Origin of the sequence: Actinomadura sp. 3N407, assembly GCF_052245875.1 — a bacterium.
Taxonomy (GTDB): domain Bacteria; phylum Actinomycetota; class Actinomycetes; order Streptosporangiales; family Streptosporangiaceae; genus Spirillospora.
Window position 1 is genome coordinate 475,844 of record NZ_JBQQBP010000001.1, and the last position, 19,561, is coordinate 495,404.

Annotated in this window: 21 protein-coding genes; 20 read left to right on the top strand and 1 reads right to left on the bottom strand. The window is 70.4% G+C overall.

Annotation, left to right across the window (positions count from 1 at the left end):
- Positions 1–125: 125 nt before the first annotated feature.
- The 20 genes from ACTWPP_RS02145 (at position 126) to ACTWPP_RS02240 (ending at position 18,571) form a co-directional block, all read left to right on the top strand.
- The gene (locus ACTWPP_RS02145; RefSeq protein WP_443102316.1) at positions 126–1,529 is read left to right on the top strand and encodes a sensor histidine kinase; all 1,404 of its coding nucleotides are present in this window, start codon (positions 126–128) and stop codon (positions 1,527–1,529) included.
- Between the two features lie 57 nt (positions 1,530–1,586).
- Positions 1,587–2,240, top strand: a complete 654-nt coding sequence (locus ACTWPP_RS02150) for a response regulator transcription factor (RefSeq protein WP_443102317.1) — start codon at positions 1,587–1,589, stop codon at positions 2,238–2,240.
- A gap of 292 nt (positions 2,241–2,532) precedes the next feature.
- Entirely contained in the window at positions 2,533–2,751 is a 219-nt protein-coding gene (gene rpmE, locus ACTWPP_RS02155; protein ID WP_021598595.1) for a 50S ribosomal protein L31, read from the top strand.
- Positions 2,752–2,874: 123 nt separating this feature from the next.
- Positions 2,875–3,939, top strand: coding sequence for a peptide chain release factor 1 (prfA, locus tag ACTWPP_RS02160; RefSeq protein ID WP_443102318.1), 1,065 nt, complete (start codon positions 2,875–2,877; stop codon positions 3,937–3,939).
- Positions 3,936–4,796: a peptide chain release factor N(5)-glutamine methyltransferase gene (gene prmC / locus ACTWPP_RS02165; protein WP_443102319.1), complete on the top strand. Its 861-nt coding sequence runs from the start codon at positions 3,936–3,938 to the stop codon at positions 4,794–4,796. Before prfA ends, prmC begins: the two co-directional genes overlap by 4 nt.
- A gap of 73 nt (positions 4,797–4,869) precedes the next feature.
- Complete coding sequence (locus ACTWPP_RS02170; RefSeq protein WP_443102320.1) at positions 4,870–5,799, top strand: L-threonylcarbamoyladenylate synthase; 930 nt, start codon at positions 4,870–4,872, stop codon at positions 5,797–5,799.
- A gap of 134 nt (positions 5,800–5,933) precedes the next feature.
- On the top strand, positions 5,934–7,037 hold the full coding sequence (locus ACTWPP_RS02175) for a DUF2207 domain-containing protein (RefSeq protein ID WP_443102321.1): 1,104 nt from the start codon (positions 5,934–5,936) through the stop codon (positions 7,035–7,037).
- Positions 7,038–7,199: 162 nt separating this feature from the next.
- The gene (locus ACTWPP_RS02180) at positions 7,200–8,366 is read left to right on the top strand and encodes an MraY family glycosyltransferase (protein ID WP_443102322.1); all 1,167 of its coding nucleotides are present in this window, start codon (positions 7,200–7,202) and stop codon (positions 8,364–8,366) included.
- 193 nt (positions 8,367–8,559) lie between these two features.
- Entirely contained in the window at positions 8,560–8,976 is a 417-nt protein-coding gene (locus ACTWPP_RS02185; RefSeq protein WP_443102323.1) for a hypothetical protein, read from the top strand.
- Positions 8,977–9,060: 84 nt separating this feature from the next.
- Positions 9,061–9,285, top strand: coding sequence for an AtpZ/AtpI family protein (locus tag ACTWPP_RS02190; RefSeq protein ID WP_443102324.1), 225 nt, complete (start codon positions 9,061–9,063; stop codon positions 9,283–9,285).
- A 61-nt stretch (positions 9,286–9,346) separates the two neighbouring features.
- Complete coding sequence (atpB, locus tag ACTWPP_RS02195; protein WP_443102325.1) at positions 9,347–10,144, top strand: F0F1 ATP synthase subunit A; 798 nt, start codon at positions 9,347–9,349, stop codon at positions 10,142–10,144.
- A 99-nt stretch (positions 10,145–10,243) separates the two neighbouring features.
- Positions 10,244–10,477 carry an ATP synthase F0 subunit C gene (gene atpE, locus ACTWPP_RS02200; protein ID WP_358465636.1) on the top strand — a complete coding sequence of 78 codons (234 nt, stop codon included), beginning with the start codon at positions 10,244–10,246 and terminating at the stop codon, positions 10,475–10,477.
- Positions 10,478–10,509: 32 nt separating this feature from the next.
- Complete coding sequence (locus ACTWPP_RS02205; RefSeq protein WP_443102326.1) at positions 10,510–11,067, top strand: F0F1 ATP synthase subunit B; 558 nt, start codon at positions 10,510–10,512, stop codon at positions 11,065–11,067.
- Complete coding sequence (locus tag ACTWPP_RS02210) at positions 11,064–11,885, top strand: F0F1 ATP synthase subunit delta (protein ID WP_443102327.1); 822 nt, start codon at positions 11,064–11,066, stop codon at positions 11,883–11,885. Before ACTWPP_RS02205 ends, ACTWPP_RS02210 begins: the two co-directional genes overlap by 4 nt.
- Positions 11,886–11,946: 61 nt before the next feature.
- The gene (gene atpA / locus ACTWPP_RS02215) at positions 11,947–13,581 is read left to right on the top strand and encodes a F0F1 ATP synthase subunit alpha (protein ID WP_443102328.1); all 1,635 of its coding nucleotides are present in this window, start codon (positions 11,947–11,949) and stop codon (positions 13,579–13,581) included.
- 5 nt (positions 13,582–13,586) lie between these two features.
- Complete coding sequence (locus ACTWPP_RS02220; protein WP_443102329.1) at positions 13,587–14,483, top strand: F0F1 ATP synthase subunit gamma; 897 nt, start codon at positions 13,587–13,589, stop codon at positions 14,481–14,483.
- Positions 14,484–14,485: 2 nt separating this feature from the next.
- Positions 14,486–15,916: a F0F1 ATP synthase subunit beta gene (atpD, locus tag ACTWPP_RS02225; protein WP_443102330.1), complete on the top strand. Its 1,431-nt coding sequence runs from the start codon at positions 14,486–14,488 to the stop codon at positions 15,914–15,916.
- Between the two features lie 80 nt (positions 15,917–15,996).
- The gene (locus ACTWPP_RS02230; RefSeq protein ID WP_443102331.1) at positions 15,997–16,383 is read left to right on the top strand and encodes a F0F1 ATP synthase subunit epsilon; all 387 of its coding nucleotides are present in this window, start codon (positions 15,997–15,999) and stop codon (positions 16,381–16,383) included.
- Between the two features lie 36 nt (positions 16,384–16,419).
- Positions 16,420–16,884 (top strand): DUF2550 domain-containing protein, encoded by a 465-nt coding sequence (locus tag ACTWPP_RS02235; protein WP_443102332.1) that lies wholly within the window; start codon positions 16,420–16,422, stop codon positions 16,882–16,884.
- Positions 16,885–17,038: 154 nt separating this feature from the next.
- Positions 17,039–18,571, top strand: a complete 1,533-nt coding sequence (locus ACTWPP_RS02240) for a M20/M25/M40 family metallo-hydrolase (RefSeq protein WP_443102333.1) — start codon at positions 17,039–17,041, stop codon at positions 18,569–18,571.
- Here ACTWPP_RS02240 and ACTWPP_RS02245 read toward each other — a convergent pair.
- Positions 18,556–19,500 carry a DUF4097 family beta strand repeat-containing protein gene (locus ACTWPP_RS02245; RefSeq protein WP_443102334.1) on the bottom strand — a complete coding sequence of 315 codons (945 nt, stop codon included), beginning with the start codon at positions 19,498–19,500 and terminating at the stop codon, positions 18,556–18,558. The two genes, ACTWPP_RS02240 and ACTWPP_RS02245, sit on opposite strands and share 16 nt — an antisense overlap.
- Positions 19,501–19,561 lie beyond the last annotated feature (61 nt).

Sequence of the window (19,561 nt, forward strand, 5' to 3'; positions counted from 1 at the left end):
AGGGCACTGCAATAAAACAGGGTGGGGTTAGCCCCACCCCCGATTGGGCGGCGGCCATCATGTCGCCCGTCCCTCCCGCTCGGCAGGCTTGGACCGTAGGTTGGAACGGGTACGGAGGGACGGACGTGGGCGAGCTGAGCAGGGACCCCGGCGCCGGGGGCGCGACCGCGGGCGGCACCGCCGCGCGGTGGGCGGCGGCGCGATGGGCCACGGTGATGCAGGTCGGCGGGGACACGGCGGCGACCGTCGCGAACACCCGGTGGACTCCGCTGGCGATGGCGAAGTCGTCGCTGACGTGGCGTTCGGCGATCTATCTGGCGGCCAGCATGGCGTTCGGGCTGGGCTGCTTCATCGGGCTGGCCGTCGGGCTGTCGCTGTCCATCGGACTGCTGATCATCTGGGTGGGCCTGCCGATGCTGGCGCTGATGATGATCGCGTGGCGGTGTGCCGCGATACTGGAACGGCAGTTCGTCCGCGCGGCGTTCGGCGTGCGCATCCCGAGCCCGTACCGGCGGCTGCCGCCGGGACGCAACCCGCTGGTCAAGCTGAAGGGGATGGCGTCCGACCCCGCCACCTGGAAAGACCTGCTCTACCTCGCCGTCCTGTTCCCCATCACGCTGGTCGAGTTCGTCGTGTCGGTGACGGTCTGGGCCGCGACGGGGATGCTGCTGGCCATGCCGATCATCGTGGCGGCGGACGGCGGCGCCGAGGTCAGCCTCGGCTTCGTCTCGTACTGGGCCGGCAATCCGCTGGAGGCGCTGCCGATCTCGGTGGGCGGGCTGGTCTTCCTCGTCCTGGCGATGTACGTGACGCGGGTGATGGCGATCGGGCATTCCGCGTGGGCGCGGCTGCTGCTCGGCCCGAGCCCGTCGCAGACCGAGAACATCGAGCTGCGGAAGCGGACGGAGCATCTGCGGGCGAGCCGTGCCCGCGGGGTAGACGCGGCGGAGTTCGAGCGCCGCCGCATCGAGCGCGACCTGCACGACGGCGCCCAGCAGCGGCTGCTGGCGGTGGCGATGGACATCGGGCGGGCCCGCGCCAAGCTCGACGACGACCCGGAGGGCGCGCGGGCGCTGATCGAGCAGGCCCATTCGGGCACCAGGGAGGCGATCTCCGAGCTGCGCGACCTGGCCCGCGGGATCTACCCGGCGATCCTCACCGACCGCGGCCTGGACCCGGCGCTGTCGGGGCTGGCGGGCCGTGCCCCGGTGCCCGTCGAGGTGGAGGTCGACCTGTCGGAACGTCCCCCGGCGGCGGTGGAGAGCATCGCGTACTTCATCGTGGCGGAGTCGCTGGCGAACATCGCCAAGTACGCCCGCGCGACCCGGGCGTCCGTCCGGGTGGTCCGCGAGGAGCGGTGGGTGGTCGTCGAGGTGATCGACAACGGGGTCGGCGGCGCGGTCGCGCGGCAGGACGGCGGCCTGGCCGGGCTCGCCGACCGGGCGGCCACGATCGACGGGATGCTCATCGTGGACAGCCCGCCCGGCGGTCCCACGATCATCCGCGCCGACCTTCCCTGCACCTGGTAGCCGGAACCCGGGATCGCGGGGGTCGCCGCGGTCGCGGGCCGGCCCGATAATGGACGGATGCGGGTAGTGATCGCCGAGGATTCGGTGCTGTTGCGCGAAGGGCTCGTCCGGCTGCTCGGCGACGCCGGGATCGAGACGGTGGCGACGGTGGGGGACGGCCCCGGGCTGCTCGGGATCGTCGACGAGCACGATCCCGACCTCGCGATCGTGGACGTCCGGATGCCGCCGTCGTTCACCGACGAGGGGCTGCGCGCGGCCCTGGCCGTGCGGGAGCGCAAGCCCGGCACGCCGATCCTCGTCCTGTCGCAGTACGTGGAGGAGCGGTACGCGACGGACCTGATCGGCGGCGGCGCCGAGGGCGTCGGCTACCTGCTGAAGGAGCGGGTGTCGGACATCGCCGAGTTCATCGACGCGGTGCGCCGCATCGCCGCCGGCGGGACGGTCATCGACCCCGAGGTGATCGGGCAGCTGCTGGGGCGGCGCCGCGTCGGGGACCCGCTGGAGGCGCTGACCCCGCGTGAGCGGGAGGTGCTGGGGCTGATGGCGCAGGGACGGTCGAACGGCGCCATCGCGGCGGACCTCGTCGTCACCGAGGGCGCCGTGGAGAAGCACATCTCCAACATCTTCATGAAGCTGGACCTGCAGCTCGCTCAGGGCGGGCACCGCCGGGTCATGGCCGTCCTCGCCTATCTGGGCCGCGGGGGCGGCTGAGGGCCCTCGGCCGGGGACGTCCCGGGGACGTCCCGCGTGCGGGCGGACCCCGGCGGGATCGGGGAATGCCCGGTGACCTCGCCACGTTCAGGTATCTGGCACACTTGGAGCGAGTCGTTCTCATCCGGGGTGTTCCGGCGGCCCGGCACCGCCGACCCAGCCGAGGATGAGGACGGTTCGCGCAACCGCTGCGGTACCGGTTCACGTCTCCTGCATCATTCATGGCCCTGTCGGGCGTGATCGGCCATGTGAACCCGGAGGCGCCCGGCGACCGCCAGAAGCGAGGAGAACGATGAAGCCTGACATTCACCCGAACTACGTCGTCACGACCGTGACGTGTACGTGCGGCAACACCTTCGAGACCCGCAGCACCGCCGAGAACGGCGTGATCCACGCGGACGTGTGCTCGAACTGCCACCCGTTCTACACGGGCAAGCAGAAGATCCTCGACACCGGTGGCCGGGTCGCGCGCTTCGAGCAGCGCTTCGGCAAGAAGAAGGCCGGCAAGTAGCGCGAGCGCCGCACACAGCGACCAGGGACGGCCCGGGAACACCTCGCGAGGTCCCCGGGCCGTTCGAAGTCGGCTTCCGGAGGCCGCCGCGGCCCCGGGGGCCGGGACGGGCCAGGACACAGCGTGAATCTCGACGATCTGATCAGCGAATACGCGGGCATCGAGGAACGGCTCGCCGACCCGTCCGTCCACGGCGACCAGAACCTGGCGCGGAAGCTGGGCAAGCGCTACGCGGAACTGCGGCCGATCGTCGAGACGCACCGGGAGCTGAGGTCCACCGAGGGCGATCTCGCCACCGCCCGCGAGCTGGCCGGTGAGGACGCGGCGTTCGCCGCCGAGGCCGACGAGCTGGAAGGGCGCCGCGGGGACCTCGAGGAGCGGCTGCGGCATCTCCTCGTCCCGCGTGACCCGAACGACGCCAAGGACGTCATCCTGGAGGTGAAGGCGGGCGAGGGCGGTGAGGAGTCCGCGCTGTTCGCCGGTGACCTCCTGCGCATGTACCTGCGGTACGCCGAACGCGTCGGCTGGAAGACCGAGATCCTCGACTCCCACCTGTCCGACCTCGGCGGGTACAAGGGCGTCACGGTCGCCGTGAAGGCGAGGGGCGCCCACGAGGAAGGCGTCTGGACGCGGCTGAAGTTCGAGGGCGGTGTGCACCGGGTCCAGCGCGTTCCCGCGACCGAGTCGCAGGGACGCATCCACACGAGCGCCGTCGGCGTGCTGGTGACGCCCGAGGCCGAGGACGTCGAGGTCCAGATCGACCCGAACGACCTGCGCATCGACGTGTACCGCTCGTCCGGTCCCGGCGGGCAGAGCGTCAACACCACCGACTCCGCGGTCCGCATCACGCACCTCCCGTCCGGCGTCGTCGTCTCGTGCCAGAACGAGAAGAGCCAGCTGCAGAACAAGGAGCAGGCGCTTCGGATCCTGCGGTCGCGGCTGCTGGCGATGGCGCAGGAGGAGGCCGACGCGGCGGCGGCGGCCGAGCGCAAGAGCCAGGTCCGGACGGTGGACCGGTCCGAGCGGGTGCGCACCTACAACTATCCGGAGAACCGGATCTCCGACCACCGGGTCGGCTACAAGGCCTACAACCTCGACCAGGTGCTGGACGGCGACCTCCACAACGTCACGCAGGCGCTCGTCGACGCCGAGATGGAACGCCGCCTGGCCGAAGCACAAGGATCATGAATCTGCTGCTCGACGAGATCGCCAGGGCAACCGCACGGCTCGCGGACGCGGGCGCGGCCTCCCCCCGCGCCGACGCCGAGGAGCTGGCGGCGGCGGTGCACCGGGTGCGGCGCACGGAGCTGCACGGCGTCCCCGACAGCGCGTTCGACGCCCGGTTCTGGGAGTTCGTCGCGCGTCGCGAGGCGGGGGAGCCGCTGCAGCACATCACCGGCCGCGCGTTCTTCCGCTACCTGGAGCTGAAGGTCGGGCCGGGCGTGTTCGTCCCGCGCCCGGAGACCGAGGTCATGGTCGGCTGGGCGTTGGAGACGCTGCGCGACATGGACGTCCGCGACCCCCTCGTCGTCGACCTCGGCACGGGGTCGGCCGCGATCGCGCTGTCGATCGCGCTGGAGGCGCCTCGCGCGCGCGTGCACGCGGTAGAGAAGGACCCGACCGCGTTCGTGCACGCCACCCGCAACATCGAGGAGCTGGACGAGCGGGGACGCGTCCGGCTGCATCTGGACGACTTCGGCTCCGCGCTCAAGGAGCTGGACGGCACCGTCGACCTCGTCGTCAGCAACCCCCCGTACATTCCGATGAGCGAGTGGGAGTACGTGCCGCGCGACGTCCGCGACCACGATCCCGCCGACGCGCTGTGGGGCGGCGGGGACGACGGCCTGGACGCGATCCGGGTGGTGGAGCGCACCGCCCGCCGGCTGCTGCGTCCCGGCGGTTACGCGGCCGTCGAGCACAGCGATCTGCAGGGCAACGGCGTCTACTGGATCTTCGCTGAGGAGCACGGCTGGCGCGACGTCCGCAACCGCCGCGACCTGACCAACCGGGACCGCTTCGTCACCGCGCGGCTGGTGGCGGAGTGACCGGCCGCGGGCCCGTTATCCTTGGCGGTGCCATACCCGATGAGCGCCGCGCAGATGGGAAGACGGGCGACCTGTGAGCCGACGTTATGACTGCTCCGATCCGATGGAGCGCACCCGCGGGATCGCGGAGGCCGTGTCGGCCGTACGGCGCGGCGAGCTGATCGTCCTGCCGACCGACACGGTGTACGGCATCGCCGCGGACGCGTTCACCGCGCCCGCGGTGTCGGCGCTGCTGGACGCCAAGGGACGCGGGCGGGAGATGCCGCCGCCGGTCCTGGTCGGGTCGGTGCGGGCCGCGACGGCGCTGGTGGAGGATCTCGGCACCTACGGGCAGGACCTCATCGACGAGTTCTGGCCGGGCGCGCTGACGCTGGTGTGCCGCGCGAACCCGAACCTGATGTGGGACCTCGGGGAGACCAAGGGGACCGTCGCGGTGCGGATGCCGATGCACGAGCTGGCGGTGGAGCTGCTGAAGGAGACCGGCCCGCTGGCCGTCAGCAGCGCGAACCTCAGCGGCCGGCCCGCGGCACGGGCCGCCGAGGACGCCGAGAAGATGCTCGGCGACTCGGTCTCGGTCTATCTGGACGGCGGAGCGTCCGGGCACGCCGGCCCGTCGACGATCGTGGATCTGACCGGGGCCGTCCCGCGGCTGCTGCGGGCGGGCGCCGTTCCCGAGCACAGGATCCGCGCGGTGGTCGGCATGCTGCTGACCGACGAGGACGAGCGGGACGAGCACGACGAGCCGGAGACGGCGGGGCAGGACGAGTCCGGCGAGGTGACGGTGGACGCCGAGCCCGCAGAGGCCGTGTCGGCGGTGGACCTGGCCAAGCCCTCCCTCACGAAGGGGGAGTCGTCAGAAGCCCCGGATGTGGCGGCTGAGCCCGTCCCCGGGGCCGCTGGGCCCGCCGAGACGGTCTCCGGCGCGGTGCCTGAACCGGCGTCCGACGAGTCCGCCGACGCGGGCGTGAAGCCGTCGCTCACCAAAGACGAGAAGCGGGCCTAGGACGGAACGGCGGGCGGCCGTCCGGGCGCCCGCCATGACGAGCGTCACAGCGGGCTCCGGACCCGGCAGTGGCACGTAGCCTGGCGGGTGTATCGACGTCGTTACACCGACACCGCGGCGGCAACGGTGAAACTATGCCTGACGTGCGTGGCCGTGTCCGGGGGCCCGTGATCGCCGCGGGCGTGCTGCTCCTGCTGGCCTTCGTTCTGCTGCCGCCCGCCCGCGCCGCCCCGCCCCGCGACACGGAGACCGGCGAGACCGGCCGGATCGGCGGGATCGACAGGACCGGCGGGATCGACGGGACCGGCGGGTCGGCCGAACCCGCTCCCGCGGTGTCCGGGGCGGTGCCGACGCCGGAGACGGCCGCCGGGGAACTCGCGGAGAGCATCGCGACCTACGACGTCGTCCTCGCCCTCGGCACCGACGGCGTCCTGCGCGTCCGGGAGACCATCACCTACGACTTCGACGAGACCGGCGGGCACGGCATCGTCCGGCATGTGCCGTTCCGCCGCGGCGACCGGCTGTACGAGGTGCGCGACATCCGGACCAGTTCGTCGACGGGCGCCCCGTCCAGGGTCAAGACGATGCGGCTGCTGAACGACGTGCAGATCAGCGTCGGCGGCCGGCAGCGCGAGGTCCGCGGGCGGCAGGCCTACGTGATCGAGTACGAGGTGGCGCGGGCGTTCACGCCCCGCGCGGACCACGACGCGCTGGTGTGGGACGCGATCGGGACGAGCTGGGACGTGCCGATCAGGAACGCGGCCGTCCGGGTGGAGGCGCCGGTCCCGCTGCGGCACGTGACCTGCGACGCCGGCACTCGCGGCGCGACGACCCGCTGCCTGCGCGACCGCGACGGACCCTACGCCGTGGACTTCATCCAGCGCACCCTCGCCCCGCGGGAGGGCATGAAGATCCGGGTGCGGCTGCCCAAGCGCGCGATCGCCGTCCAGCCCCCGCTGTACGTCCCGCCGCGCTGGGCCGGCGGCTGGCCGGGCACCGCGCTGCTCGCGCTGTCCCTCGGGATGGTGGCGCTGCTGCCCCGCCGCCCGGCCCCGCGCCGGCGGGCGGGCCCGGTCCTGGCCGCGGCCGGGGCGCTGCTGGTCGCCGCCGACGCGGGCGACGAGGTCGCGGCGCACGGACTGTGGGCGTTCTCGATGGGAGACCGGTGCCTCGCCGGCCTCGCGCTGATGATCGTCGGGGCCGGGGTGGTGTGCGTCCACCGGTTCCGGGCGGTGTAACGCGCCGCGAAGGGCCGCCGGGAGGATTACAGTTGACCGGTCGCGATCGTGAACAGATCGTCCCGCTCGGCCGTCTATAGGGTGACGGCGGCCGGGATGTGAGGGATCGCGCGCACGGGGCAGTCAACCAGCAGCGGTGATCGGCGAAGGAGGCGCAGGGGAGTGCGGGAATACCTGCTCACGATCCTGGTCGCCGCCCTGGTCGCCTACCTGCTGACCCCGATGGTGCGCAGGTTCGCCGTCTGGTTCGGGGCGCAGGCCGTTCCCCGCGACCGCGACGTGCACGTCATCCCGACGCCCCGGCTGGGCGGTCTCGCGATGTTCGGCGGGATGGTGGCGGCGCTGGTGGTGGCGACCGGGCTGCCGGAGATGCGCAAGGTCCTCGCGGACGGCGACGTCAGCGTCGGCAAGGCGCTGCTGCTGTCGGGCGGTCTGATCGTGCTGATCGGCATCGCGGACGACCGCTGGGAGGTGGACGCGCTCACCAAGTTCGCCGGCCAGGTCGCGGCGGCCGGGATCTTCATCATGCAGGGCATCCAGATCTATGTGATCCCGCTGCCGACGGGCGAGTCGCTGTCGCTGCCACCCGCGTACGGGGTGCCGCTGACCGTCCTCGTCGTCGTCGCCACGATCAACGCGGTCAACTTCATCGACGGGCTGGACGGCCTGGCCGCGGGCGTCGTCGGGATCGCCGCGCTGGCGCTGTTCTCCTACGCGTACCTGCTGTCGCGGACGAACGGGCTCACCACGCTGACCGCCGCGACCCTCATCGCCGCGGTGCTGTTCGGGATGTGCGCGGGCTTCCTGCCGCACAACTTCAGCCCCGCGAAGATCTTCATGGGCGACACCGGCTCGATGCTGATCGGGCTGCTGCTCAGCGCGTCCACGATCATGCTGACGGGCCAGTTCGACCCGGCGATCCTCGCCAACGGGCTGTTCCCGTTCTTCGTGCCGGTGCTGCTGATCCCGGCGGTGGCGGCGGTGCCGTTCATCGACATGCTGCTCGCCGTGTGGCGGCGCACCAACCAGGGCAGGTCGCCGTTCTCGCCGGACAAGCAGCATCTGCATCACCGGCTGCTGGAACTCGGCCACTCCACCCGCCGCGCCGTGCTGATCATGTACTTCTGGGTCGGGCTGCTGGCCTCCGGGCTGGTCGGCCTCGCGCTGTTCGACGCCGCCTGGATCACACTCGGGATCACGCTGCTGGTCGCGATCGCCGGTGTCCTGCTGATGCTCCGCAAGCCGCGGCTCTCCACCCAGGCCGGCGACTCTCCGCAACCCCCGTCGCGAGCCGGCCGATCGTCACGCCACGGCGCCGGGGTGCCGTGACCGGCCCGTCTTCGCGCGCGACGCCTGGAGCACGGCCACGCCTGGGCTAAAGTCCCTGGTGAGAGCGTTGTCGGAGGCGGAGTCGCGGGCCCCGGGCGGGCATTACCTCTAGGGTAATTGCGGACGATCCGGACGCTTGTGATACCTTTCACGAACAAGAAACGACCACCGAACGTGACCAGCCGGAGCCCTCATGCAATCCAATGACGCCAGGATGCTCCGCGGCGCCGCGATCCCGACCGCGGTCGCCGGGGTGGGTGCCGTCGTGATCGGCCTGTTGGCCGCCGGCGGCAAGGGCGCCCTCGCGGCGGCACTGGCCGCCGTCGTGGTGATCGCCTTCTTCTCGATCAGTGCGCTCGTGGTCTCCTGGGCCGGCAAGTACTCCGCGCAGACGATGATGCTCGCCGCGCTGGCGAGCTACATGGTCAAGATCCTCGCGGTGATGCTGCTGGTCACGAGCATGGACGGGGTCACGGTCTGGAACACGAAGGTCTTCGGCTGGGCGGTCATCGGGCTCGCACTGCTCTGGATCGCCGCCGAGTTCCGAGTCGCTCTGCAGCGGAGGCCCTACATTGACGAACCCGAGAACGCGCTGGACCGGAGTCCGTGATGCACGCGCCGCGGATGGTGATGTTCCCAACGGGCTACTCCAATATGACCACCGCGTGCATGGCCTGCTATCGTCCGGAGCGCGATGAGCGAGCAGAAACGTCGGCCGGAGGACGGCCAACGGGAATTCGTCGACGCCGCTTGGTCCGTGCCCAGCTACCTTCTCTCCGGAATGATCATCTGGGGCGGGGTGGGGTGGCTGCTGTCCAGGTGGACGGGCCAGGACTGGTTGATCCCGGTCGGCGTGGTCATGGGCGTCGGGCTCGCCATCTACCTGGTCTACGTGAAGTACGGTCGCCACTCCCTCTGAGCGGCCCCGCCGCCGAGGAAGCCTTCGTGAAACATCACCACATTGATGAAGGGAACGCCGCGTGAACGCGCTGACGGTCCTCGCCGCCCCCGGTGAGGGGGAGTTCCAGGCTCCGGGGACGGAGCTGTTCGACTTCCCGCCCCTCTTCGCCGGCGGCCCCGCCTGGCTCACCAAGCCCGTCGTCTTCGCGGTCTTCGGCTCCCTGGTCGTCTGCGTCGTGTTCTGGATGGCGTTCGCCAAGCCGAAGCTGGTGCCGCGGGGCATGCAGAACCTCGGCGAGATCGGCTACATGTTCGTGCGGGACGAGATCGCCCGCCCGTTCCTCGGCCGGAACACCGAGCGGTGGATGCCGCTGCTCATGTCGCTGTTCTTCCTGATCTGGGTCTGGAACATCTTCGCGGTCGTCCCGATCATCCAGTTCCCCGTCGCCTCGCACATCGCGTTCCCGGCCGTCCTGGCGATCTTCGTTTACTGCATCAAGGTGTACCTGGGCATCAAGCACCAGGGCCCGGTGAAGTACTTCACGAACATGATCCCCAAGGGCCTGCCGCTGCCCGTCTACTTCCTGCTGGTGCCGATCGAGTACCTCTCGACCTTCGTCATCGCCCCCTTCACCCACGCGGTGCGGCTCTTCGCCAACATGTTCGCCGGGCACATGATCCTGGCGTTCTTCAGCCTCGTCGGCTTCTGGTTCCTGTTCGAGAAGCCCACGGCGCTCGGGTTCGGGGTCGGCATCATCGGCGTGATCGTCACCATCCTGCTGACCATGTTCGAGCTGCTGATCCAGTTCCTGCAGGCGTTCCTGTTCGCGATGCTCGCCGCCATGTACATCCAGAGCGGTCTGCACGCGGACCACTAAGCCCGGGCCCACAGTGCCCCGGTACGGGGGCCCAGCAAGACAACCTCGATAAGCCAGACCGGCGGAGACTCCGCCGGCCGACAGAAAAGGAAAGAACCCATGACGGGAGTCCTCGCCGAAGTCAATGGCAACGTCACCTCGATCGGTTACGGCCTCGCGGCCATCGGCCCGGGCATCGGCATCGGCATCATCTTCGGTCAGGGCGTGAACGCGATCGCCCGTCAGCCGGAGCTGACCGGCGTGATCCGCACCAACATGATGCTGGGCTTCGTCCTCACCGAGGCGCTGGCGCTGATCGGCCTGGTCGCGCCGTTCATCTTCCAGGGCATCTGAGCACGGGTCCCATCTGAGGAAGGGCTGCAGACATGATCGGAGCAGCTTCCGTCCTTGCGGCGGAGGAGAACAACCCTCTCGTCCCGCACGCGTACGAGCTCGTCGTCGGCATCTTCGCGTTTCTCGTCGTGATGATCGTCCTGGGCAAGATCCTCACTCCGCGCCTGCAGGAGACGCTGGAGAAGCGGACCGAGGCGATCGAGGGCGGGCTCGAGCGGGCCGAGCAGGCGCAGAAGGAGGCCCAGCAGGTCCTCGACCAGTACAAGGCGCAGCAGAAGGCGGCGGCTGTCGAGGCGTCCAACGAGCGCCGCAAGGCCGAGGAGCAGGGCGCGCAGATCATCGCCCAGGCCAAGGAGCAGGCCCAGGTCGAGGCGCGCCGGATCGTCGACAACGCCAAGGCGCAGATCGAGGCCGAGCGGCAGCAGGCGCTGCAGTCGCTGCGGGCCGAGATCGGTGCCATGTCGGTCGAGCTGGCCGGACGAGTCGTGGGCGAGTCCCTTGAGGACAACGCGCGGCAGAGCCGGGTCGTCGACCGGTTCCTCGAGGAGCTCGAGGAGCGCGCTCGTACGCAGGAGCAGATCACATCATGACCATCACGGGAGCGGTGAGCAGGGCGTCGCTGGCCGAGGCCAGGGAGCGGCTGGAGGCGGTGATCTCCTCCGCCGACCTGGCCGAGCTCGGCGGCGACCTGTTCGCGGTGCTGCACCTGATCGACCGCGAGCACGGCCTGCGGCGGGCGGTCTCCGACCCGTCGCGGGACGGTGCCGACAAGGCGCAGCTCGTCCAGATCCTGCTGGAGGGCAAGGTGTCGCCGGCCGCTCTCGGGCTGGTCGCCGACGTCGTCCGGCTGCGCTGGTCCAAGCCTTCGGAGCTGTCGGACGCGGTGGAGGTCCTCGCGGTCACCGCCGAGGCCGCCCGCGCCGAGGCCGACCGGAGGATCGACGACCTGGAGGACGAGCTCTTCCGGTTCTCCCGGGTCGTCGAGGGCGAGGCCGAACTGCGCGGTGCCCTCGCCGGGCCGGGCCTGCCGGACGAGCGCAAGCTCGGGCTGGTCCGGGCGCTGCTGGAAGGCAAGGTCACCGCGGCGACGCTGACGCTGGTCACCGAGCTGGTGCTGCGTCCGCGAGGACGTAGCCTGGAAAGCGGGCTGGCCGAGTACGGCAAGCTCGTCGCCCAGCGCCGGCAGCGGCTGGTCGCGCTCGTCCGCACCCCCGCCGAACTGTCGGAGGCGCAGCGCACCCGGCTCGCCGCGGTGCTCGCCGCCGCCTACGGCCACGAAGTACACCTGAACATCGAACTCGACCCCACGGCGATCGGCGGACTGTCGATCGAGATCGGGGACGAGGTCATCGACGGCACGATCGCCGGACGGCTGGACGATGTCCGCCGGCGGCTCGGCGCCGGCTGACGCCGGCGGAGCCCGACCGCCGACCGGCGGAGCCGACCCCAAAGGGAGCAAGAGAGGAATCATGGCGGAGCTGACGATCCGTCCGGACGAGATCCGGAACGCGCTGGAGCGCTTCGTCCAGTCGTACGAGCCTGAGGCCGCCGCGCGCGAAGAGGTCGGCACCGTTGTCGATTCCGGCGACGGCATCGCCCACATCGAGGGCCTTCCCTCCGCGATGGCGAACGAACTCGTCGAGTTCGAGGACGGTACCCGTGGCCTGGCTCTGAACCTGGACGTGCGTGAGATCGGCGCCGTTGTCCTGGGTGACTTCAGCAAGATCGAGGAAGGCCAGAAGGCCCGCCGGACCGGCGAGGTCCTCTCGGTCCCCGTCGGCGACGGCTTCCTCGGCCGCGTCGTGGACGCGCTGGGCAACCCGCTGGACGGCAAGGGCCCGATCGAGAGCACCGAGCGCCGCGCGCTCGAACTGCAGGCCCCCTCGGTCGTGCAGCGGCAGTCGGTGAGCGAGCCGCTGCAGACCGGCATCAAGGCCATCGACGCGATGACCCCGATCGGCCGCGGCCAGCGGCAGCTGGTCATCGGTGACCGGCAGACGGGCAAGACGACCGTCTGCGTGGACACCATCATCAACCAGAAGGAGAACTGGGAGTCCGGCGACGAGAAGAAGCAGGTCCGCTGCGTCTACGTCGCGATCGGGCAGAAGGGCTCCACGATCGCGAACGTGCGCCGCTCCCTGGAGGAGGCCGGCGCGCTGGAGTACACCACGATCGTGGCGGCGCCCGCGTCCGAGCCGGCGGGCTACAAGTACATCGCCCCCTACACCGGGTCCGCGATCGGGCAGCACTGGATGTACCAGGGCAAGCACGTCCTGATCGTCTTCGACGACCTGTCGAAGCAGGCGGAGGCGTACCGCGCGGTGTCGCTGCTGCTGCGCCGCCCGCCGGGACGCGAGGCCTACCCCGGTGACGTGTTCTACCTGCACTCGCGTCTGCTGGAGCGCTGCGCGAAGCTGTCGGACGACATGGGCGCCGGTTCGATGACGGGTCTGCCGATCATCGAGACCAAGGGCAACGACGTGTCGGCCTACATCCCGACGAACGTCATCTCCATCACCGACGGGCAGTGCTTCCTGGAGTCGGACCTGTTCAACCAGGGCGTCCGGCCGGCGATCAACGTCGGCATCTCGGTGTCCCGGGTCGGCGGCGACGCGCAGATCAAGGCGATGAAGACGGTCGCCGGGACGCTGCGCCTGGCGCTGTCGCAGTTCCGCGACCTGGAGGCGTTCGCGGCGTTCGCGTCCGACCTGGACGCCGCCTCGCGTTCCCAGCTGGACCGCGGTGCGCGCCTGGTGGAGCTGCTGAAGCAGCCGCAGGGCAGCCCGTTCCCGGTCGAGCAGGAGGTCGTGTCCGTGTGGGCGGGCACCTCCGGCGAGCTGGACGAGGTGCCCGTCGCCGACATCCGCCGCTTCGAGCGCGAGTTCCTCGACTACATGGAGCGGGAGGAGAGCGGCATGCTCACCTCCATCCGGGAGACCGGCAAGCTCTCCGACGACGGCCTCGCCAGCCTCAAGAACGCCATCACGGAGTTCAAGAAGGGCTTCCAGACCAGCGAGGGCGAGATCCTGGCCGAGGAGCCCGTCGAGGCGATCGCGGACGAGGACGTCGAGCAGGAGACGATCACCCGCGTCAAGAAGGACTGACGGCAATGGCCGCACAGCTTCGTCAACTCCGGCAGCGGATCAAGTCGGTCAAGTCGACCGCCAAGATCACGCGTGCCCAGGAGATGATCGCCACGTCGCGGATCGTCAAGGCCCAGCAGGCGGTGGCGGCGTCCAAGCCGTACGCCGACCAGATCACGCAGGCCCTGACCGCGCTGGTGAGTCATCACGTCGGGATCGACCACCCGCTGCTCCAGGAGCAGCCGGCCGACACCCGCAGCGCGGTCCTGATCGTCACGAGCGATCGCGGGTTCTGCGGCGCCTACAACGCCAATGTGATCCGCGAGGCCGAGTCCCTGATCAGGGCGCTGCGGGACGAGGGCCGCGAGCCGGTCCCGTACGTCGTCGGGAACAAGGGCATCACCTGGTACCGGTTCCGGGACCGGCCCGTCGCGCAGACCTGGCACGGGTTCAGCGACCGGCCGTCCTTCGCGAACGCGGAGGACATCGGGCGGCGGCTGACCGAGGACTTCCTGAAGTCGGACGCCGAGGGCGGCGTCGGTGAGATCCACGTGGTCTACACCGAGTTCGTCTCGATGCTGACCCAGGCGGTCCGGGTCACCCGGCTGATGCCGCTGGAGATCGAGGAGGCCGAGTCCTCCAAGGTCCCGCCGGCGTACGAGTTCGAGCCGTCCCCGGCGGCCGCGCTCGACCTGATGCTGCCGAACTACATCGAGAGCCGCATCTTCCACATGCTGCTTCAGTCGGCGGCGTCGTTCCAGGCGTCGGTCCGGCGGGCGATGAAGTCGGCGACCGACAATGCCAACGAACTGCTCGGGGTCTACACGCGCCAGATGAACCAGGCGCGGCAGGCCGCGATCACCCAGGAAATCAGCGAGATCGTCGGTGGCGCTGACGCGCTCGCCGAGTCTGGCGGGGAGTGATAATGACTGCTCAGGTAGAGACGGCGACCGCGACCGGGCGCGTCGCTCGTGTCATCGGCCCGGTCGTCGACGTGGAGTTCCCCGCCGACGCCATCCCGGAGATCTACAACGCCCTCAACGCGGAGATCTCGCTCGGCGGCGAGGAGAAGACCCTGACGTTCGAGGTCGCTCAGCACCTCGGCGACAACATGATCAGGGCGATCTCCATGCAGCCGACGGACGGCCTGGTCCGCGGGGCGCCGGTGCGCGACTCCGGCAAGTCCATCGCGGTCCCGGTCGGCGACATCACCAAGGGCCACGTGTGGAACGCCCTCGGCGAGGCGCTGGACGTCCCGACCGCGTCCCTGGAGATCAACGAGCGCTGGGGCATCCACCGGCGCGCTCCCGCGTTCGACCAGCTCGAGTCCAAGACGGAGATGCTGGAGACCGGCATCAAGGTCATCGATCTGCTGTGCCCGTACGTCAAGGGCGGCAAGATCGGCCTGTTCGGCGGCGCGGGCGTGGGCAAGACGGTGCTCATCCAGGAGATGATCCGCCGTGTGGCCCGCAACTTCGGCGGCACCTCGGTGTTCGCCGGTGTCGGTGAGCGCACCCGTGAGGGCAACGACCTCTGGGTGGAGATGGCCGAGGCGGACGTCCTCAAGGACACCGCGATGGTGTTCGGCCAGATGGACGAGCCGCCGGGCACCCGGCTCCGTGTGGCGCTGTCCGCGCTGACGATGGCGGAGTACTTCCGCGACGTGCAGAACCAGGACGTGCTGCTGTTCATCGACAACATCTTCCGGTTCACGCAGGCCGGCTCGGAGGTCTCCACGCTGCTCGGGCGCATGCCGTCCGCGGTGGGCTACCAGCCGACGCTGGCCGACGAGATGGGTGTGCTGCAGGAGCGGATCACCTCGACGCGCGGTAACTCGATCACCTCGATGCAGGCGATCTACGTGCCCGCCGACGACATCACCGACCCGGCGCCGCACACCACGTTCGCGCACCTGGACGCCACGACGACCCTGTCGCGCGGCATCTCGGAGAAGGGCATCTTCCCGGCGGTCGACCCGCTCGACTCCACCTCGCGGATCATGGACCCGCAGATCCTGGGGAACGAGCACTACTCGGTCGCGCAGGAGGTGAAGCGGATCCTGCAGAAGTACAAGGAGCTGCAGGACATCATCGCCATCCTCGGCATCGACGAGCTGTCGGAAGAGGACAAGGTCACCGTCCAGCGGGCGCGGCGCATCGAGCGTTTCCTGTCGCACCCGATGTACGTGGCCGAGCAGTTCACCGGCCAGCCCGGCGAGACGGTGCCGAAGGACGAGACGATCGCCTCGTTCAAGGCGCTGTCCGAGGGCAAGTACGACCACCTGCCCGAGCAGGCGTTCTTCATGTGCGGTGGCATCGAGGACGTCGAGAAGAAGGCCAAGGAGCTGGAGAGGTAGTCCGCTCGCGGGGCCGTCCCTTCGCGGGGGCGGCCCGTCTCCAGTAGTCGGAGGACGCTCCAGCAGTCGGAGGAACAGACGTGGCAACCCTGAAGGTCGGGCTGGTCTCGCCGGAGCGCGAGATCTGGTCCGGCGAGGCGAAGATGGTGGTCGCCCAGACCATCGAGGGCTCACTCGGCATCCTGCCGGGCCACGCCCCCGTGCTCGGCGTCCTCCTCGACGGCAGCGTGGTGAAGATCGAGCCCGCCGACGGAGGCGAGCCGGTCACGGCGATGGTCGGCAGCGGCTTCTTCTCCATCGCCGCCGACGAGGTGTCGGTGCTGGCCGAGCAGGCCGAGCTGGGCGGCGAGATCGACGTCCAGGAGGCCAGGCGGGCACTGGAGGACGCGCTCGCGGCCGAGAGCGAGGACGCGGCGCCGGAGCGGCGGGCCCGGGCGCGGCTGCGCGCCGCGGGCATCGAAGCCTAGGCGCTGCGCGCGGCGCATCGACGGACGGCGGGGGATTTGGGCGAGCACCTGGCACTGGATGCGGGCGGGGTGCTCGCCGCGCTCGTTCTGGTGGCGGTGCTGCTGTACGTCTCCATGGCGGTGCGCCGCCGGCTGTTCGCGCGGGGAGGCGGCACCGTGGAGTGCAGCCTGCGGGAGCTCCCCCGGGAGGGCGGAGCCCCGGGAGTGTGGAGGCTCGGCATCGGCCGCTACAAGGGCGACGCCCTGCACTGGCACCGCGTGTTCGAATTCCGCAGCAGGCCCCGGCAGGTGATTCACCGCCGGGGCCTCGTCGTGTCCAACCGCCGCGACCCGGACCCGGAGGAGGCCGAGGGTCTGCTGCCGGACGTGAGCATCATCGAGGTCAGGGACGGTGACCTCACCGTGGAGCTGGCGATGGGCGCGGCGGCGCTGACCGGTTTCCTGGCCTGGCTGGAGGCGGCCCCGCCGGGTTTCCCGGTGGAGCTGCGCCCGCCGGAATGACGCGGGTCGCGATCATGAGGTGAACGGCAATCAAGGGGTAAGGCGCCGGTCTTGAATCGGCGTGGCCGCCGCGCCGCGGCTTGAGGCGGATGGGACGCGGGACCAGGATCGCTGCTGGTCCGCTCCGTCTTCGTCTCCGTCCGCAGGAGTGCACGTGCGCAAGCAAAAGCTGCTCACCGGCGCCGCCGTGGCGCTGCCCGCCGCCTTTCTGCCGGCGGCCCTTCTCCCGTCGGCGCTGCCGGCCGCGGATGCCGCGCCGGCGCGTCCCGACCTGGCGAAGCTGGTCACGCTGAAGGATGTCGAGGCCCACCTGAAGGCGTTCCAGGAGATCGCCGACTACAACGGCGGTCACCGCGCCGCGGGAGGCCCCGGCTACGACGTTTCGGTGAAGTACGTCGTCGGGCGGTTGAGGAAGGCCGGTTTCAGGCCGAAGGTGCAGAAGTTCACGTATCCGTTCTGGCGGGAGAAGTCCGGTGCGGTTCTCGCCCGGACGGCGCCGTCCAAGAAGTCCTACAAGCGGGGGGACGACTTCGTCACCCTCGCCTACTCGGGTTCGGGTGACGTGACCGCGCCCGTGGTCGCCGTCGACGTTCCGGCCAAGGGCAAGGACGGGACGAGCGGCTGCGAGAAGCGGGACTTCAAGGGCTTCAAGAAGGGGGCGATCGCGCTCGTCCAGCGGGGGACCTGCACGTTCGAGAGCAAGGCCGCCAGGGCCGCGGCCGCGGGCGCGTCCGCCGTGGTGATCTACAACAGGCCGGGCGAGAAGGGGCCGGTGAACGGCACCGTCGGCAAGCCGTCGAAGATCCCGGTCGTCGGCCCCGCCCACGAGCTGGGTGCCGCGCTGGTGAAGGCCGCGAAGAAGGGCGGGCTGAAGCTGCGCGTGAAGACCGACACCGTCCACGGGAAGCGATCGTCGTCCAACGTCGTCGCCGACACCGAGCGGGGGCGGGCCGACAACGTGGTGCTGCTCGGCGCGCACCTCGACAGCGTCCCGGACGGCCCCGGGATCAACGACAACGCCACGGGCGCGGCCGCGCTCATCGCGATCGCCGCCAAGATCAAGGAACTCGGCAAGGACAGCATGCGCAACCGGGTGCGTTTCGCCTGGTGGGGCGCCGAGGAGGAGGGCCTGCGCGGCTCCGCCCACTATGTGAAGTCACTGTCGGCCGGGAACCGCGACGCGATCGCCCTGAACCTGAACTTCGACATGCTCGGGTCGCGCAACGGCACCCGCGGCGTGTACGACGGCGACCACTCCGCCGGCGGCGGCATCCGGGCGCCCGCCGGGTCGGGCGCGATCGAGAAGATGTTCCGGGACTACTTCAAGGGCCGCAAGCTGCCGACGACCGAGAGCGAGTTCAACGGACGGTCCGACTACGGCCCGTTCGTCGAGCACGGCATCCCGGCCGGCGGCATGGACACCGGCGCCGACGGCGTCAAGACCGCCGCGGAGGCCAAGGCGTTCGGCGGCAAGGCCGGCAAGGTGTACGACCCGTGCTACCACGCCGAGTGCGACCGCCTGAAGAACGTGAACCTCAAGCTCCTCGACACCAACGTCGACGGCATCGCGCACGTCACCCAGCATCTGGCCCGCACGACCGTCGCCGTCAACGGCGGGGCGCGCCTGACCTTGGTCCGCGAACCGTCCTACCGGCCCGTGTGGCAGGGGCCCTACCAGCTCCGCTGAGCGGCCGGGCGTACGGTGACGCTGCCGTCGCTGGTGCTCAGGTCGATGCGGCGCGAGGACGAGGAGTCCTGGCGCACGGCCGGGTCGATCCGCTCGCTTCCGTTGTCGGTGGACGTGGTGATGGCGTAGCCCTGGCCGGTCGGAAGCCAGAGCCGGATGGAGCCGTTGTTGCTCCTGGCCCGGACGTTCGCGGGCGGCGCGGTGAGGCCGAGGGACACGCCGCCGTCACTGGTGTTGGCGGTGACGCGTTCGGCCGCCAGCCCGTCGGCCCGGATGGAGCCGTTGTCGGTGTGCAGGTCGGCGGTCTTGACGCGGCCGCTGAGGCGGATGCGCCCGTCGCGGGAGCGGGCCGTCAGCCGGTCGGCGGTGAGGCCCGTCGCGGTGATCGAGCCGTTGTCGCTGCTCAGGTCGGCGGTGGTGGCCCGTCCGGACACGCGCACCGAACCGTCGTTGGAGCTGATGGACGCCGAGGACGCCCGCATGTCGCTGACCTCGATGGAGCCGTTGTCGCTGTGCAGCTTCACCGTTCCGGCGAGACCGGACGCGACGATCGACCCGTCGTTGCTGTTGATCTCCACGGGGATGTCGTCCGGGATCTGGACGCGGTAGGAGATCCCGCAGGCGGTGGCGCCGATCGTGGCGTTGGCGCAATCGGCCGACAGCGTGAGCGTGTCGCCCTCGGTGACGCGCCTGGCCTCCGGCTTGTTCTTGTCGTTCGACCAGCGCAGCCGTTCGCTGACCTTGATGGTGTCGGTGTCGGAGACCGTGACCCGCACCCGGCTCCCGTCCCCCCGGATCTTCAGTGCGGTGATGCCGGCGGGCGCGGTGTAGGAGCGAGTCTCCTCGTGTGTGCCGAAGCTCAGGTTCCCGCAGCCGGCCACCGCCGTCGCCGCGACCGCCAGCATGGCCGTAGCCGTCAGGATCCTCACGTGGTCTCTCCCCTTGTCGCAGTCCGCCCGTACGAACCAAGCCTGCTCTGGACGGGGCGTC

Excerpts from the sequence above, each read along its gene's own strand:
- ACTWPP_RS02150 (WP_443102317.1), top strand. The coding sequence starts at position 1,587 with ATGCGGGTAGTGATCGCCGAGGATTCGGTGCTGTTGCGCGAAGGGCTC.
- rpmE (WP_021598595.1), top strand. The coding sequence starts at position 2,533 with ATGAAGCCTGACATTCACCCGAACTACGTCGTCACGACCGTGACGTGT.
- atpE (WP_358465636.1), top strand. The coding sequence starts at position 10,244 with ATGACGGGAGTCCTCGCCGAAGTCAATGGCAACGTCACCTCGATCGGT.
- ACTWPP_RS02210 (WP_443102327.1), top strand. The coding sequence starts at position 11,064 with ATGACCATCACGGGAGCGGTGAGCAGGGCGTCGCTGGCCGAGGCCAGG.
- ACTWPP_RS02175 (WP_443102321.1), top strand. The coding sequence starts at position 5,934 with ATGCCTGACGTGCGTGGCCGTGTCCGGGGGCCCGTGATCGCCGCGGGC.
- prmC (WP_443102319.1), top strand. The coding sequence starts at position 3,936 with ATGAATCTGCTGCTCGACGAGATCGCCAGGGCAACCGCACGGCTCGCG.
- ACTWPP_RS02185 (WP_443102323.1), top strand. The coding sequence starts at position 8,560 with ATGCAATCCAATGACGCCAGGATGCTCCGCGGCGCCGCGATCCCGACC.
- ACTWPP_RS02205 (WP_443102326.1), top strand. The coding sequence starts at position 10,510 with ATGATCGGAGCAGCTTCCGTCCTTGCGGCGGAGGAGAACAACCCTCTC.
- atpA (WP_443102328.1), top strand. The coding sequence starts at position 11,947 with ATGGCGGAGCTGACGATCCGTCCGGACGAGATCCGGAACGCGCTGGAG.
- ACTWPP_RS02190 (WP_443102324.1), top strand. The coding sequence starts at position 9,061 with ATGAGCGAGCAGAAACGTCGGCCGGAGGACGGCCAACGGGAATTCGTC.
- ACTWPP_RS02220 (WP_443102329.1), top strand. The coding sequence starts at position 13,587 with ATGGCCGCACAGCTTCGTCAACTCCGGCAGCGGATCAAGTCGGTCAAG.
- atpD (WP_443102330.1), top strand. The coding sequence starts at position 14,486 with ATGACTGCTCAGGTAGAGACGGCGACCGCGACCGGGCGCGTCGCTCGT.